Annotated in this window: 17 protein-coding genes and 1 tRNA gene; 4 read left to right on the plus strand and 14 right to left on the minus strand. The window is 57.0% G+C overall.

Annotated elements, in window-relative coordinates; translation table 11 throughout:
• Nucleotides 1-22 precede the first annotated feature (22 nt).
• Nucleotides 23-403, minus strand: coding sequence for a 4-carboxymuconolactone decarboxylase (gene pcaC, locus WG622_RS02815; protein WP_339402195.1), 381 nt, complete (start codon nucleotides 401-403; stop codon nucleotides 23-25).
• Entirely contained in the window at nucleotides 396-1184 is a 789-nt protein-coding gene (gene pcaD / locus WG622_RS02820; RefSeq protein ID WP_339402196.1) for a 3-oxoadipate enol-lactonase, read from the minus strand. The genes pcaC and pcaD overlap by 8 nt, the downstream gene beginning before the upstream one ends.
• A 113-nt stretch (nucleotides 1185-1297) precedes the next feature.
• On the opposite strand from pcaD, the gene pcaQ reads away from it, so the two are divergent.
• Nucleotides 1298-2212: a pca operon transcription factor PcaQ gene (gene pcaQ / locus WG622_RS02825; protein ID WP_339402197.1), complete on the plus strand. Its 915-nt coding sequence runs from the start codon at nucleotides 1298-1300 to the stop codon at nucleotides 2210-2212.
• A gap of 5 nt (nucleotides 2213-2217) precedes the next feature.
• Here pcaQ and WG622_RS02830 read toward each other — a convergent pair.
• The 11 genes from WG622_RS02830 to iscR form a co-directional block, all read right to left on the minus strand.
• Nucleotides 2218-2294, minus strand: a tRNA-Arg gene (locus tag WG622_RS02830).
• A gap of 83 nt (nucleotides 2295-2377) precedes the next feature.
• The gene (locus tag WG622_RS02835) at nucleotides 2378-3598 is read right to left on the minus strand and encodes a cysteine desulfurase (protein WP_339402199.1); all 1221 of its coding nucleotides are present in this window, start codon (nucleotides 3596-3598) and stop codon (nucleotides 2378-2380) included.
• Nucleotides 3599-3610: 12 nt separating this feature from the next.
• Entirely contained in the window at nucleotides 3611-4183 is a 573-nt protein-coding gene (locus tag WG622_RS02840; RefSeq protein ID WP_339402200.1) for a YIP1 family protein, read from the minus strand.
• Nucleotides 4180-4665: a YIP1 family protein gene (locus tag WG622_RS02845; RefSeq protein WP_339402201.1), complete on the minus strand. Its 486-nt coding sequence runs from the start codon at nucleotides 4663-4665 to the stop codon at nucleotides 4180-4182. The genes WG622_RS02840 and WG622_RS02845 overlap by 4 nt, the downstream gene beginning before the upstream one ends.
• A complete protein-coding gene (locus tag WG622_RS02850; protein WP_339402202.1) occupies nucleotides 4665-5951 on the minus strand; it encodes a SufB/SufD family protein in 1287 nt (428 codons plus the stop codon). Before WG622_RS02850 ends, WG622_RS02845 begins: the two co-directional genes overlap by 1 nt.
• Nucleotides 5951-6706, minus strand: coding sequence for a Fe-S cluster assembly ATPase SufC (sufC, locus tag WG622_RS02855; protein WP_339402203.1), 756 nt, complete (start codon nucleotides 6704-6706; stop codon nucleotides 5951-5953). Before sufC ends, WG622_RS02850 begins: the two co-directional genes overlap by 1 nt.
• Nucleotides 6707-6910: 204 nt before the next feature.
• Entirely contained in the window at nucleotides 6911-7225 is a 315-nt protein-coding gene (locus WG622_RS02860; protein WP_209356386.1) for a heavy metal-binding domain-containing protein, read from the minus strand.
• Nucleotides 7222-7428, minus strand: a complete 207-nt coding sequence (locus tag WG622_RS02865) for a hypothetical protein (protein WP_209356387.1) — start codon at nucleotides 7426-7428, stop codon at nucleotides 7222-7224. Before WG622_RS02865 ends, WG622_RS02860 begins: the two co-directional genes overlap by 4 nt.
• Nucleotides 7428-8948 (minus strand): Fe-S cluster assembly protein SufB, encoded by a 1521-nt coding sequence (gene sufB / locus WG622_RS02870; RefSeq protein ID WP_209356388.1) that lies wholly within the window; start codon nucleotides 8946-8948, stop codon nucleotides 7428-7430. Before sufB ends, WG622_RS02865 begins: the two co-directional genes overlap by 1 nt.
• Nucleotides 8949-8963: 15 nt before the next feature.
• On the minus strand, nucleotides 8964-10013 hold the full coding sequence (locus WG622_RS02875; protein ID WP_339402683.1) for a cysteine desulfurase family protein: 1050 nt from the start codon (nucleotides 10011-10013) through the stop codon (nucleotides 8964-8966).
• Entirely contained in the window at nucleotides 10010-10471 is a 462-nt protein-coding gene (iscR, locus tag WG622_RS02880) for a Fe-S cluster assembly transcriptional regulator IscR (protein ID WP_209356389.1), read from the minus strand. The genes WG622_RS02875 and iscR overlap by 4 nt, the downstream gene beginning before the upstream one ends.
• A 169-nt stretch (nucleotides 10472-10640) precedes the next feature.
• On the opposite strand from iscR, the gene WG622_RS02885 reads away from it, so the two are divergent.
• From WG622_RS02885 to WG622_RS02895, 3 genes are read left to right on the plus strand one after another with little or no spacing between them, the layout of a single operon-like run.
• On the plus strand, nucleotides 10641-11294 hold the full coding sequence (locus WG622_RS02885) for an alpha/beta hydrolase (RefSeq protein ID WP_209356390.1): 654 nt from the start codon (nucleotides 10641-10643) through the stop codon (nucleotides 11292-11294).
• A gap of 3 nt (nucleotides 11295-11297) precedes the next feature.
• Nucleotides 11298-11519, plus strand: coding sequence for a hypothetical protein (locus WG622_RS02890; protein WP_209356391.1), 222 nt, complete (start codon nucleotides 11298-11300; stop codon nucleotides 11517-11519).
• A complete protein-coding gene (locus WG622_RS02895; protein ID WP_339402204.1) occupies nucleotides 11516-12685 on the plus strand; it encodes an HD domain-containing protein in 1170 nt (389 codons plus the stop codon). The genes WG622_RS02890 and WG622_RS02895 overlap by 4 nt, the downstream gene beginning before the upstream one ends.
• Here WG622_RS02895 and WG622_RS02900 read toward each other — a convergent pair.
• The gene (locus WG622_RS02900; RefSeq protein WP_339402205.1) at nucleotides 12682-13476 is read right to left on the minus strand and encodes a class II glutamine amidotransferase; all 795 of its coding nucleotides are present in this window, start codon (nucleotides 13474-13476) and stop codon (nucleotides 12682-12684) included. The two genes, WG622_RS02895 and WG622_RS02900, sit on opposite strands and share 4 nt — an antisense overlap.
• Between the last annotated feature and the right edge of the window lie 132 nt (nucleotides 13477-13608).

Genomic DNA, 13608 nt, shown 5'->3' on the forward strand with positions numbered 1-13608 from the left:
TAATTTCCGAACGCCTCTCGGTCTAGGCGTCGTTTTCCATTTCGGCATAGGTCGCTTTGGCCAGCTTCAGCGCATGGTTCGCACGCGGAACGCCTGCGTAGATGGCCACATGTTGAAAGGCCTCAAGCACGTCTTGCTTGCTTGCGCCGGTGCGCGCTGTGGCGCGAATATGCATCGGGATTTCTTCGAAATTCCCGGTCGCCGCCAAGAGCGCCAGAGTGATCATCGAGCGTTCTCGTTTGCTGATGCCATCAGAGGCCCAAACAGTGCCCCAGGCCCCTTCGGTGATCATATCCTGGAATGGCACGTCAAATGGCGTCTTTTGCGCCTCGGCGCGGTCGACATGGGCGTCACCCAGCACAGACCGGCGTACCTTCATGCCCTGTTCATAACGATCAGACAAAACCGCTCTCCTTTAGAAACTTTGTGATAAGTGCCGCATAGTCTTGCGGTTTCTCGACACAGGGCAGATGGCCCGTGCCGTCAATGATATGGAACTGAGATCCTTCGATCAGATCCAAGGTGGATTTCGTAAGCTCTGGCGGCGTCGCCCCATCGTCTGAACCGCAGATCCCATAGGTCGGTAGGGTCAGGCTCGCGGTCTCTTCGCGCAGATCCGCATCGGCGATGGCCGCGCAGCAGGAAACATACCCCTGCGTATGGGTTCGCTCGAGCATGTGCTTCCAAGCCAGACAGTCCGGCGTCGCGCGGAATTCTGGCGCGAACCAGCGTTCCATGGTTGGCTCTGAAATCACTTCGATGCCGCCCTTATTGATCGCATCAATGCGGGTGTTCCAAAGGTCCGGCGTGCCGATCTTGGCCGCCGTGTTGGACAACACCATTGAGTGACACAGATCCGGCCGCGTGTAGGCCAGCTTCTGCGCAATCAAACCGCCAATCGATAGACCAACAAAGAAAACATCTTTGACGTCCAACCGGTCCAGCAACTGCGCAACATCGCCCGCCAGATCGTCAATCGAATAAGGACCGTCAGGGACCGATGAGAGCCCATGACCGCGTTTGTCCATCCGGATATAGCGCAGTGATGTCGGCAGCAGCGGCAGCACCGCATCCCAAAGGCGAAAGTCGGTGCCAAGTGAGTTTGCGAATACCACCGGACGACCTTCGGGATTTCCATCTTGCTGCCAATTGAGTGCCAGGTTGTCAAATTGTGCGATCTGCATCGTCCATCCCTACCAATGCTGGCCCGTGAGCCTTGTGTTAAATGCAGATTGCACTTACAAAAACAGAAAGTAAAATGAGTTTTTCCGCAACTTACTTTCCAAAAAAAGAAACTATGATCGACCGACGCATCAAATTTCGCCACATCCAATGTTTTGTGGAAATCGCCCAATCCGGCAGCTTTAAACGCGCCGCGGAAACGCTGTTTCTGACGCAACCCGCGATATCCAAGACACTCAAAGAACTTGAAGACATACTGGGATGTAACCTGATGGAACGTAGCCGTGCCGGCGTCAGCCTTACCACCGACGGAGCGCGCTTCCTGCAATATGCACAAATGGCCCTGGCCAGTTTGCAACAGGGCCTTCAGGATCTTGGCAATGACAAAGACACGCAAACCGAGACCCTCGCTATAGGGGCGTTGCCTTCGGTGACGGCTAAACTCTTACCCGCGGTCTCTAAACGCCTGTCGCAGGACCCCCACCCTTTCACCCTGCGCATTCTGGATGGCCCGCATAAATTTCTTTTGGACAAGCTGGTGACGGGTGAAATCGACATGCTCTTGGGGCGCATGGGGGATCACCGCGATATGGTGGGGCTCAATTTCTCGCTGCTTTATCGAGAAAAGATCAGCTTCATCGTGCGAAAAGGACATCCGCTTTTAAAGGACGCGAGCCTGGAAGGCTTAAAAGACTGGCCCATCATCTATCCCGACCGCAACGCCGCGATCAGGCCTAGCGTGGACAGGTTCATGGTCGAACGCGGGATCTCGGATCTCTACCGCCGTGTGGAAACCGTATCCGGCGCGTTCGGGCGGCGTTATGTGGCGGAAAGCGATGCGATCTGGATTATTTCAGACGGCGTGGCCGCCAGCGAAGTGGACGCGGGCCGACTGGAACGCCTGCCCTTTGACACTGACACCACTTTGGGCCCCATCGGCATCGTGACCCGCGAAGATTGGGACCTCAGCCACCCTGCCCGCATCTTCAGACGCGCGCTGCGCGAAACAGTCGAGGATCTTGGATTGTAAGAAAATGGCGCACCCAAAAGGATTCGAACCTTTGACCTCTGCCTTCGGAGGGCAGCGCTCTATCCAGCTGAGCTATGGGTGCCTGAGGCTCGTTATACCGTGGTCGAAATCTTCTGCAAGCGGGAAAGCGGGGCGGATCGCAGTAAACCCACCCTTTTCAAAACCTTAAGCCAAGAGCTCGTTGGCCAGCTCCAGAGCATCAACCAGAGTGTCGACCTCGTCCTTGGTATTATACATGCCAAAGCTCGCGCGACAGGTCGCGGTCACACCCAGACGTTCCATCAAGGGGCCCGCGCAATGATGACCGGCCCGCACGGCCACGCCGCGTTTATCGAGGATGGTCGAGATATCATGCGCATGCGCCGCGCCATCCAGCGTCAGGCTGAAAATCGCGGCTTTGCCCGGCGCCTGACCCTGAACATTGAGCCAATTCAATGTCTTGAACCGTTCCAGCGCATAGTCGCGCAGGTCGTTCTCATGACGCGCGACATTCTCCATGCCGATCTCCATGAGGTACTCGAGCGCCACGCCCAGACCGATGGTCTGCACGATGCCCGGCGTGCCTGCCTCAAACTTCATCGGAGGATCGTTGTAGATCACGGCATCCTGCGTGACTTCTTTGATCATGTCGCCACCGCCTATGAATGGACGCATTTCCTTCATGCGGTCTCGTTTGATATAGATCGCGCCGGACCCCGAAGGCCCATAGAGCTTGTGCCCCGTGATCGCATAGAAATCACAGCCCAGATCTTCGACATCGACCGGCATATGGACCGCGCCCTGCGAGCCATCCACCAGCACTGGCACGCCACGCGCATGGGCCTCGGTCGTGATGGTTTTCACATCCACCACGGTACCAAGAACGTTGGAACACTGCGTGATCGCCACCAGCTTGGTCTTGTCCGAGATTACGTCGACCACGCGCTGCGGATCCAGACTGCCGTCATCGGCAATATCGACCCATTTCAACACAACGCCCATACGTTCACGCAGGAAATGCCAGGGCACGATATTGGCATGGTGCTCCATTACGGACAGAACGATCTCGTCGCCCGCGCTCAGATGCTCCATCGCCCAGCCATAGGCCACGAGGTTGATGCCCTCTGTGGTGCCAGAGTTCAGAACGATCTCGTCTGGGTCTTTGACATTGAGGAATTTGGCAATGGTGCCGCGCACGGCCTCATACTTTTCGGTCGCGAGGTTGGACAGATAGTGCAGCCCGCGGTGCACATTGGCGTATTCCTCGGCATAACCACGGGTGACCGCATCAATCACCACCTGCGGCTTCTGCGCAGAGGCGCCATTGTCCAGATAGGTCAGCGGTTTCCCGTTCACCTCGCGCGCGAGGATCGGAAAGTCTTGGCGGATTTTGTTGATGTCAAACATGCGTCTGTCCAGTTAAACGCTGATAAAGGGGGCCACGAGCAGTGAGATCACCATCACGAGGCCAACGAAGGTCAGAACAAGGCTGCCGAGGGCGCGACCAATTGAGTCAAACTCATGCGCGCCCTTTTGGAACTGAAGGATAATCCAGATCCCATAGAGCCCCGCCAGATTGATCGCCAAAACGGCGAGACTGAAAGAGGCGAAAGACACGATCAGCCCAGCCCCTTCGACGACGGCGCGCATGATCTGCAGCCAAGCGACATAAGTCAGCACAGTGGCAAATGTGCCCTGTCCGCCCAATTGCCGTCCCGCAAAGGTCAAAAGCGCCGCCGAGGTGGCCGCGACAATGGTCATGGTCACAAAAAGGCCGAAGGGTGTGACCACATCGAGGAACATGACACCGGGAAAGATCTCGACCGGGAAAATCAGAACCCGTGCGAAAATCGCGACCGTCGAGAGCATTACACCCAGAACGAGCAGCGCCCAAGACACGCGCACCGGCAGATGCATCGCTTTGATCTGCTCTATTGCCTCTGCGGGTCGCAGGACGGTCAGGATCACGAGGTCTCGGAATTGTTGCATCATGAGGGTGTCGCCATGTTGCTGCGCAGCCCTGACATCCAGAACCATGTGAACATCAGGATCGCAATCAGACCGACGCTGTCATAGACCACGCCCGGACCGATGAAGCCGCCGACAAGGCCGCGGAACAGCGAAATCGGTGCAATCGCCAACAGTGCCCAAAACAGCGCAAAGCGGCTGGTAAACCCGTCAACCTTGCGGCCGAAGATCCGCAAAACGGTCTGAACGAGGATGGCCAGCACATAAAAGGCCAGCGGCATGATGAAGATCCAGACCAAGAGCTGACCACCCAGAAGCATATTCAGCTCTAGCCCTTGCAAATGCGCCTCGCGCGCCAGACGCGGCCATTGCGCGATAAAGATCGTCACGCAAGCCGCCATCAGGATCGCAAGACCTCGGTCTTCACGTACCCCCATAGCGAGGCGGCGGGACACAACCTGCCCCGGCCCCCTATAGGTTGCCAGAATATCACGCGTGACAGACATTAGCCGCGACGACGCTCCAGCCAAAGTTCAAGACGCGCGAGGATTGACGTGCGCAGAGCTTCGTCTTCGATCTCATCAACTGCTTCGGCAAGGAAGGCCAATGTCATGAGGTCGGTTGCGATGTCCTTTGGAACGCCGCGTGCGCGCAGATAGAAAAGACCTTCTTCGTCAATCGCACCAGAGGTCGAGCCATGCGAGCAGGCCACATCATCGGCATAGATCTCGAGTTCCGGTTTCGCGAGGAACTGGCTGTCGTCATCCAGCAGCAGAGACTGGCTGATCTGATAACCATCAGTCTTTTGCGCGCCAGGCTGCACAAGGATCTTGCCTTGGAACACGCCTGTCGCACCATTGCGCAGAACCTTTTTGAACACCTGACGGCTTTCGCAATTCACCGCGTCATGGGTCACGAACACAGTGTCATCATGGTGGAAATCACCATCGCCCACGCAGGCTCCGGCAACATGGGCCACCGCGTCATCGCCGGTCAGCTCGATCACACATTCATTGCGCGTCAGGATACCATTCGCCGTAACGGTGAAGGATTTGAACACACTTTCCGTGCCAAGCCGCGCGAACGTATGCGTGACGGCACGACGCTCATGGTCGCGTCCTTGCGAACGGATGTGGTGGAATTCAGCCTTATCGGCCACATCGACTTCGATCATCTTGTTGAACCGCGCCGCCGCCGGGCCGTTTTCCAAAACGGTCAGCTTGGCCTCTGCGTCAAGTTTAATCACGTGGTGCAAAATCGCATCCGACGTGGTCGACTCGTGCTTATAGATCAAACTCACCGGCTTGCTGACCTGACCAGTTACATGGATCGCAACCCCATCCGTCGCCAGCGCTGTATTCAGCGCCGCCAGAGGGCGTTCGACCGGATCCTGACCTTTGATTTCGAGCGTACCGTAAAGATCCTTCGCCCAGTGGATATCGGCTTGCCCAATGTCCGCGAGGCGTTCAATCGTCAGGCCTTCGCCTGCGAAATCATCGGAGGCCTCTGCATCATAGACGCCATCCACAAAGACGATCTTAAGGCGGTCGATCTCGTGAAACATTGGCTCTTCGTCATTAACAAATAGCGCAGCTTCAACTGGTTCCGCGGAGGTCAAAGTGTCCGGGCGGGTGTACTTCCAATATTCATCACGGGCATGAGGCAGCCCCATGGCTTTCACGCGCGACAGAGCGTCTTCGCGTGCTGCCGACAACCACGCGCCGCTTTCTGGAAGGGCAACGTCCTCCAATTGGGCGGCGGTGGCCTCTTGTTTCAATTGAGCCAAACGCATCAGGCGACCTCCGCCAGAATGTCAGCGTAACCGTTCTCTTCGACCTCAAGCGCCAGCTCCGGGCCGCCGGTTTTCACGATGCGGCCGTCTGCCATAATGTGCACGACGTCTGGTTTGATGTGGTCGAGCAGACGCTGATAGTGGGTGATCACGAGGAAACCACGACCCTCAGAGCGCAGCGCGTTGACACCTTCGGACACCAGTTTCATCGCGTCCACGTCCAGACCAGAGTCAGTCTCATCAAGGATGCACATCTTTGGCTCGAGCATCGCCATCTGCAGGATCTCGTTGCGTTTTTTCTCACCGCCAGAGAAGCCCATGTTCACAGGACGCTTCAGCATATCCGCATCGATCTTGAGAGTCTTTGCCTTGGCACGAATGTCCTTCAGGAAGTCCGCCGCAGAGAGCTCTTCTTCATCACGCGCCTTGCGCTGAGCGTTCACCGCGGTGCGCAGGAAGGTCATGTTGCTGACACCCGGGATCTCGACCGGATATTGGAACGCCAGAAACAGGCCCTCGGCCGCGCGCTCTTCTGGTTCCATCTCAAGCAGGTCTTCGCCATCCAAAGACGCAGCGCCCTCGGTGACTTCATAGCCATCACGGCCAGACAGAACATAAGAGAGCGTCGATTTACCAGAGCCGTTGGGCCCCATGATCGCATGCACTTTGCCCGCTTCAACCGTCAGGTCTACACCCTTCAGGATCTGCTTGTCTTCGTCTTCCAGTTTGACCTTCAGGCCTTTGATTTCCAACATGTTCTTTTCCTCATCCGCCCGCACATCAGGCGGTTCATTTCCGTATTACAAAATGGGCCACCAAGGACCCGAAAAACCCGCTGACGAAACTCACCGCCAGCACTTGCGTGGCCCCAAGCATCGGCGCGATGCTGCTGACCACCAAAGCGAAAACCGCGCAGAATGCCCCTGTCGTGCAGGCCGGCAAAAGCGCGCTTCGCCACATTATTTCAGCACCACAGCGGTGCCCGAGGCCGAGACCATCAACATGGATTGCCCAATGACCTCATAATCCAGATCCACGCCCACGACCGCATTCGCGCCTTTGGCCATGGCCCGCTCTTCCAGCTCGCGCAGTGCCGTGTCCCGCGCATCCTGCAGCTTGCTTTCATAGGCACCAGACCGGCCACCCACGATATCAGTGATGCTCGCAAAGACATCGCGGACAACATTCGCGCCCATGATGGCCTCGCCCACGACGATGCCGCGATAGTCGACGATCTGATGACCCTCGATTGTATTGGTTGTGCTGACGATCATAGCGATCCTCCAATCCAAGTGATCAGCATCATGACAGCCAGACAGACAAAGCCGATGACGCCCGATGTGACGATGACAGAGCCGCCAATCAGCCCCTCGGTATTGCCGCGTTGTTTGCGGATCCCGAGGCCGATGAGGCTGCCGACCATCATGCCGACACCCACGCCGAGGCTCTGTTGCATAAGGGCCTGAATGGTTTCCATCAGCCCACGGACCCTTCAAGCGAAATCGCCACAAGCTGTTGAGCTTCCATGGCAAATTCCATTGGCAGCGCCTGCAGAACCTCTTTGGCAAAGCCGTTGACGATCAGCGCAACCGCCTCTTCTTCGTCCATGCCCCGCTGGCGGCAATAGAACATTTGCTCGTCGTCCACCTTGGATGTGGTCGCCTCGTGCTCAACACGCGATGAGTTGTTCTTCACCTCGATATACGGCACCGTATGGGCCCCGCATTTGTCGCCGATGAGCAGACTGTCACACTGCGTGTAGTTCCGCGAATTTTTGGCCTTCGGGTGCATCGAGACCTGACCGCGATAAGTGTTCTGCGCCACGCCCGCCGAGATGCCTTTGGACACGATCCGGGACTTGGTGTTCTTGCCCAGATGGATCATTTTTGTGCCGGTATCGGCCTGCTGGTGGTTGTTGGCAATCGCGATGGAATAGAACTCGCCCTGGCTCTCCTCGCCACGCAGGATGCAGGACGGGTATTTCCAGGTGACGGCCGAGCCGGTTTCCACCTGCGTCCACATCATCTTGGCCCGATCACCCCGGCAGTCCGCGCGTTTGGTCACAAAGTTATAGATGCCGCCCTTGCCGTTCTCATCCCCTGGGAACCAGTTCTGAACGGTGGAGTATTTCACCTCGGCGTCTTCTTCGATGATGATCTCAACCACAGCGGCGTGCAACTGCGCGGTGTCGCGTTGCGGCGCGGTACAGCCTTCGAGGTAGGACACATAGCTGCCCTTGTCGGCAATGATCAGCGTGCGTTCAAACTGACCGGTGTTTTCCGCATTGATGCGGAAATAGGTGGACAGTTCCATCGGGCAGCGCACGCCCGGTGGGATGTAAACGAAAGAGCCATCGGAAAACACCGCAGAGTTCAGCGTTGCATAGAAGTTGTCCTGCACAGGCACCACAGAGCCGAGGTATTTCTTAACCAGCTCAGGATGCTCTTTGATCGCCTCAGAGATCGAGCAGAAAATCACGCCCGCTTTCTTGAGTTCCGCCTGGAAGGTCGTGCCAACAGAGACCGAGTCAAAAACCGCATCGACCGCGACCTTACGGCCCTCGGCTGGCGCATCCTCAGCGCCTTCAACGCCTGCCAAAATCATCTGTTCTTTCAGAGGAATGCCGAGCTTTTGATATGTTTCCAATAGCTTAGGATCCACGTCATCCAAAGACTTCGGCTTTTCTTCCATGCTCTTTGGACGCGCGTAGTAGTATTGATCCTGAAAATCGATCTCTGGATAGCTGACCATCGCCCAGTCAGGCTCTTCGCGAGACAGCCAACGCTGATAGGCCTCAAGACGCCATTCGGTCATCCACTCTGGTTCGTCATTCTTTTCAGAAATCAGACGCACGATATCTTCGGAAAGGCCCTTCGGGGCGTATTCCATTTCGATTTCGGTTTCCCAACCGTATTTATAGGCGCCGCCGACCTCGCGTACCGCATCCACGGTCTCCTGATCGACACCTTCTTTTACGTCTTGGTCCAAAATGGCCATCTGCGTCTCCTTCAATCACGCCGCGCGGGCGCGGAATTTCTGCCATTGAGCCAGCCAAGCTTTGGCAAACCCCATGACCTCTTGTTCTGTTGTCTGCGGACCAAGGCTGACCCTGATCGCACTTGACGCTGTGGTTGCGTCATATCCCATGGCTTGCAGCACGGCGCTGGCCTTGACCTTGCCCGACGAACAGGCCGAGCCTGCCGAAATCGCATAGCCCGCCAGATCCATCTGCATCACCTGTGTCTCGCCCTTCCAGCCGGGCACGGCGAAACAACTTGTGTTGGGAAGGCGGTTCGCACCCTTCCCAACAAAAATTGTCTCATTTGCTGCGCTTTCAATGGTTTCTTCCAACAAATCGCGCAATTTTTCGATGTCAGACCAAATGCCGCGCTCAATATCGCGCTGTGCGGCCTCGGCTGCGGCGGCAAAACCCACCGCACCGATGATATTCTCGGTGCCTGCGCGGCGTCCCATCTCTTGACCGCCGCCTTTCAAGCGCGCCTCAAGGTCAATGCCCCGTTTCATCACCAATGCGCCGATACCTTTCGGGCCGCCCAGCTTATGCGCCGATACAATCGCCATATCCGCGCCCAGCCAGTTGAAGGCAACTGGCAGTTTGCCAAAGGCTTGCGTGGCGTCCGTAACCGACAGGCCCTGCGGTAATGACTGGATCACGCCGGTCTCGGAGTTCGCAAGTTGCAAGGTCGACGATCTCGGATCGATAACCGTGACGGCTCCGGTGCTATCCACTGCATGGGAATGCACATCCGCAACCCAGGCGCGCACTGCGTCATGTTCTACATCACAGCCCAGAATATCCCGCCCCTGCAGCGCCAAGGACGCCGCTTCTGTGGCACTCGAGGTAAAAACAACCTCCGCCCCATCCGCGCCAAAAGCCGAAGCCACCGTCTGCCGCGCCTTTTCCAAGGCGGATTTCGCCGCGCGACCTTCGGAATGGACCGAAGAGGGATTGCCGATGAGGGACATCGACCCAATCATAGCCTCCCGCGCCTCAGGACGCAGCGGCGTCGTCGCGTTATGGTCTAAATACGCGCGCATCAGTCCTCATCCACCACCGCAAACAAGGACGGCACAGCCGGACAGGGCGCAAGGCCGTTTTCAACGATATCAGAAAGCCGTGTTTGATGCAGGAACACATAAACATGGGCCGACAGCCCTTCCCACAAGCGGTTCGCCATAGACTGCGCCCGCGAGCCCGATTGCCCACCAGAGGCCCCCGCCCCCGTATGCAGCGCCGACACGGTCTCATCCACCGCCGCCAGCACATCCACGATCCGAATCTCAGCAGTTGGACGTGCCAAACGATAGCCACCGCCGGGCCCGCGCACAGAGTCCACCAATTCAGCACGGCGCAATTTGAGGAAAAGCTGCTCGAGATAGGCCAGTGAAATATCCTGACGTTCGGAAATCTCGGACAAAGTCACCAGTTTTTCAGTGGGTTGCAACGCAATATCCGCAAGGGCGACGACCGCGTAGCGTCCCTTCGTCGAGAGTTTCATAGCCCCAATTCCTCGCGCGAATTCGTTGACCTCCGTCGCCGCATTGCGTAGACCGCTTTAAACGCCAAACGAAGCAGGCCGCAGCGGCCTGTAGTTAGAATAGTTCTAAAGTGCCCGAGGGATTTCGTCAAGAAACCTTTACACTTTATTGAAGGAGGCAGGCAGACATATGCCCGAGGTCATTTTCCCTGGTCCAGAAGGACGTCTTGAAGGCCGCTATCACCCGCAAAAAGATCGCGACGCGCCGATTGCCATCGTGCTGCATCCGCATCCGCAATTCGGCGGGACGATGAACAACAAAGTGGTCTACAACCTGCATTACGCCTTTTACAACATGGGCTTCACCGTTCTGCGGTTTAACTTCCGTGGCGTGGGCCGCTCTCAGGGCGAATATGACCAAGGTGTTGGTGAACTGTCTGATGCGGCTTCGGCACTGGACTACCTGCAGTCCATGAACACCAATTCCAAGCACTGCTGGGTCGCTGGCTTTAGCTTCGGTGCCTGGATCGGTATGCAGCTTTTGATGCGTCGTCCAGAAATCACCGGTTTCATCAGCGTGTCGCCACCTGCAAATATGTATGATTTCAGCTTCTTGGCGCCATGCCCGTCCTCTGGCCTGATCATTAACGGCACTGGCGACCGGGTTGCACCTCCTGCGGACACCACCAATCTGGTGAACAAGCTGCACGAGCAAAAAGGCATCACGATCACACACACCGAAATCGAAGGCGCGGATCACTTCTTTAAAGAACCGCATATGGATCACATGATCGGTGACGTCACCGACTATGTGAAACGCCGCCTCACCGAGAACACGCGGTAATCCATGAGCTACGTTGAAAACCTGGGCGAAAAGCTCGCACGCGATGTTCTGAAGGCCCAAAAGGAAACGGGCGATCTGAATATGGTGCAGACCATCGGCCAGGTTCTTGAGGCCTCGTCCTCGACCCTACACGAAGCCTATATGACCGCCGTGCGCGTCTATGACGCCGAAGAACGCGCGCGCAAAACACTTGCCCAAATGCTCGGGAGCCAGCCGCCACGATGACCACGACGCTCGACCAACAGATTGATTTTCTGAATGAAATCGACAAGTTGAAGAGCGTCATCCGGTCAAGCTACATCGTGGATGGTTCGCGATTTGAGAATTCAGCCGAACATAGCTGGCATCTGGCGCTCTATGCTTTGATCTTTGCGCCTCATGCTGGCGAGGACGTCGACATCCTGCGCGTCATTCAGATGCTGTTGCTGCATGACATCGTCGAGATTGATGTGGGCGATCACCCGATTGATCTCCCCACCGATTGGGAGGCCGTTGCCGTCGCAGAGCAAGCCGCCGCAGCGCGCATTTTTGGTATGTTGCCGGCCGCTCAGAGCACGGTTTTGCGGGAGATCTGGCGAGAGTTTGAAGCCGCGCAAACCCCAAGCGCGCGGTTTGCCAAAGCGCTGGATGCCTGCCAACCGATCTTTCAAACCCTTAACAACGCAAGGGAAATCCCAGATCACGTCGAGATCGTTCAGGACAACCTCAAAACCGGACGCGCCCGTATGTTGGTCGACCGCTTCCCCGAAGCCCATGCCTATGCGTCTCAGGAACTTGGATGGACAAAGGAAAGCCCCTCACAGGACTTTTTGAAACGTCTCGCGTTCCTTATCGAAGTCGACCGCCTGAAAACCGTCACCCGCGCCACGAAACTCTGCGACAACTCGCGTCGTGAAACCAGTGGCGAACACTCGTGGCACATCGCCATGTATGCATGGGTCCTGGCTGAACATGCTCATGCCCGCATTGATATCGCTCGCGTGCTCAAAATGCTGCTGATCCACGATCTGGTGGAAATCGACGTCGGCGACGCCCCGATCCACGGCAATCACAATATCGCCGAGATAGAAGCCAAAGAAGCCGCCGCAGCAGGCCGCATCTTTGGCCTTTTGCCCGACGCACAGGGCCAAGAGCTGCGCGCCCTCTGGGACGAATTTGAATCCGCAGAAAGCGATGACGCGGTTTTTGCGAAATCCGTGGACCGCGTGCAGCCCGTCAACGCCAACCTCGAAACCGGCGGCGGCAGCTGGGTGGAATACAAGGTCTCTCGCCAGCAACTCGAAGACCGCGTCGGCTGGAAAGTCGCCAAAGGCGCGCCGGACCTATGGGATCACCTGCAGGTGCGCATTGGGGCTTGGTTTGAGGTCAATGCTGAAAAGCTAGAGGCCTAGGCCGCGACCTCGACACGGTTTGGATTAAAGTCCATTTCGCGAAGCCCCTCAGATGTAACCGAAATCATCTTCCCCGGAGCCAGCTCGATCCAACCGTCCTCATTGGTTTCCAACGGTTCTGACACCACCGCCCAGCCTCTACGCGTTTCGCTATAGCGATAGTAAACCGACGGCGCGATATGGTCGCTTGAATACCGCGCAGCATAGAGCGTTTGCCCATCTGAAAAAGCTGCCGAAAGCCGCATATGTGGCGACTCTCCGGTTTCGCGGCTCTGGTTTTCCAACCAGGCCACAGACTGCTCAAGCGCAGCGCAGGGGTCGCGATTCAACCCATATCCCAACGCCAAGAGAAACAGAACTTCGCTGTCCGTGCCACCCAAGCGTTTGCCATAGAGGTCGTCTGGAACAGCCATATCGGCGGCCTTGCGAAACTGCTCAAACCCGCCGACCTGACCGTTGTGCATGAAGGTCCAATTCCGCGCGGCAAAGGGGTGGCAATTGTTGCGCGAGGTGCTGGCGCCAGTCGACGCGCGCACATGGGACAGGAACAGCCGCGATTTCACCTGATGTGCCAAAGACCGCAGGTTTGGATCCGACCACGCGGGATAAACATCCCGATAAAGTCCCGGTTCTGGGCGCTCATTATACCAGGCAATCCCAAAGCCATCCGCATTTGTGGTCGTCTTGCATTCCGTCGCCTCAACACTCTGCGCCACTAGCGAATGGTCTGGGCGCGTGATGATATCTTCCAGGTAAATCGGTTCTCCGATATAGGCGGCCCAACGGCACATGATCTGACCCTCGCTTTGTGAATGGCCGAGGGTATAGCCACCGCAGCGCGCGCCCGTCTACGCCTCGGGATGCACAAGCGCGATGTCAGATCTGCACAGTCGCCATCACATAGCGCCTATGCACGCAAGAGG

This window comes from Cognatishimia coralii (genome assembly GCF_037478305.1).
GTDB classification, from domain to species: Bacteria; Pseudomonadota; Alphaproteobacteria; order Rhodobacterales; family Rhodobacteraceae; genus Cognatishimia; species Cognatishimia coralii.

Excerpts from the sequence above, each read along its gene's own strand:
- pcaD (WP_339402196.1), bottom strand. The coding sequence starts at position 1,184 with ATGCAGATCGCACAATTTGACAACCTGGCACTCAATTGGCAGCAAGAT.
- pcaQ (WP_339402197.1), top strand. The coding sequence starts at position 1,298 with ATGATCGACCGACGCATCAAATTTCGCCACATCCAATGTTTTGTGGAA.
- WG622_RS02835 (WP_339402199.1), bottom strand. The coding sequence starts at position 3,598 with ATGTTTGACATCAACAAAATCCGCCAAGACTTTCCGATCCTCGCGCGC.
- WG622_RS02840 (WP_339402200.1), bottom strand. The coding sequence starts at position 4,183 with ATGATGCAACAATTCCGAGACCTCGTGATCCTGACCGTCCTGCGACCC.
- WG622_RS02845 (WP_339402201.1), bottom strand. The coding sequence starts at position 4,665 with ATGTCTGTCACGCGTGATATTCTGGCAACCTATAGGGGGCCGGGGCAG.
- WG622_RS02850 (WP_339402202.1), bottom strand. The coding sequence starts at position 5,951 with ATGCGTTTGGCTCAATTGAAACAAGAGGCCACCGCCGCCCAATTGGAG.
- sufC (WP_339402203.1), bottom strand. The coding sequence starts at position 6,706 with ATGTTGGAAATCAAAGGCCTGAAGGTCAAACTGGAAGACGAAGACAAG.
- WG622_RS02860 (WP_209356386.1), bottom strand. The coding sequence starts at position 7,225 with ATGATCGTCAGCACAACCAATACAATCGAGGGTCATCAGATCGTCGAC.
- WG622_RS02865 (WP_209356387.1), bottom strand. The coding sequence starts at position 7,428 with ATGGAAACCATTCAGGCCCTTATGCAACAGAGCCTCGGCGTGGGTGTC.
- sufB (WP_209356388.1), bottom strand. The coding sequence starts at position 8,948 with ATGGCCATTTTGGACCAAGACGTAAAAGAAGGTGTCGATCAGGAGACC.
- iscR (WP_209356389.1), bottom strand. The coding sequence starts at position 10,471 with ATGAAACTCTCGACGAAGGGACGCTACGCGGTCGTCGCCCTTGCGGAT.
- WG622_RS02885 (WP_209356390.1), top strand. The coding sequence starts at position 10,641 with ATGCCCGAGGTCATTTTCCCTGGTCCAGAAGGACGTCTTGAAGGCCGC.
- WG622_RS02890 (WP_209356391.1), top strand. The coding sequence starts at position 11,298 with ATGAGCTACGTTGAAAACCTGGGCGAAAAGCTCGCACGCGATGTTCTG.
- WG622_RS02895 (WP_339402204.1), top strand. The coding sequence starts at position 11,516 with ATGACCACGACGCTCGACCAACAGATTGATTTTCTGAATGAAATCGAC.
- WG622_RS02900 (WP_339402205.1), bottom strand. The coding sequence starts at position 13,476 with ATGTGCCGTTGGGCCGCCTATATCGGAGAACCGATTTACCTGGAAGAT.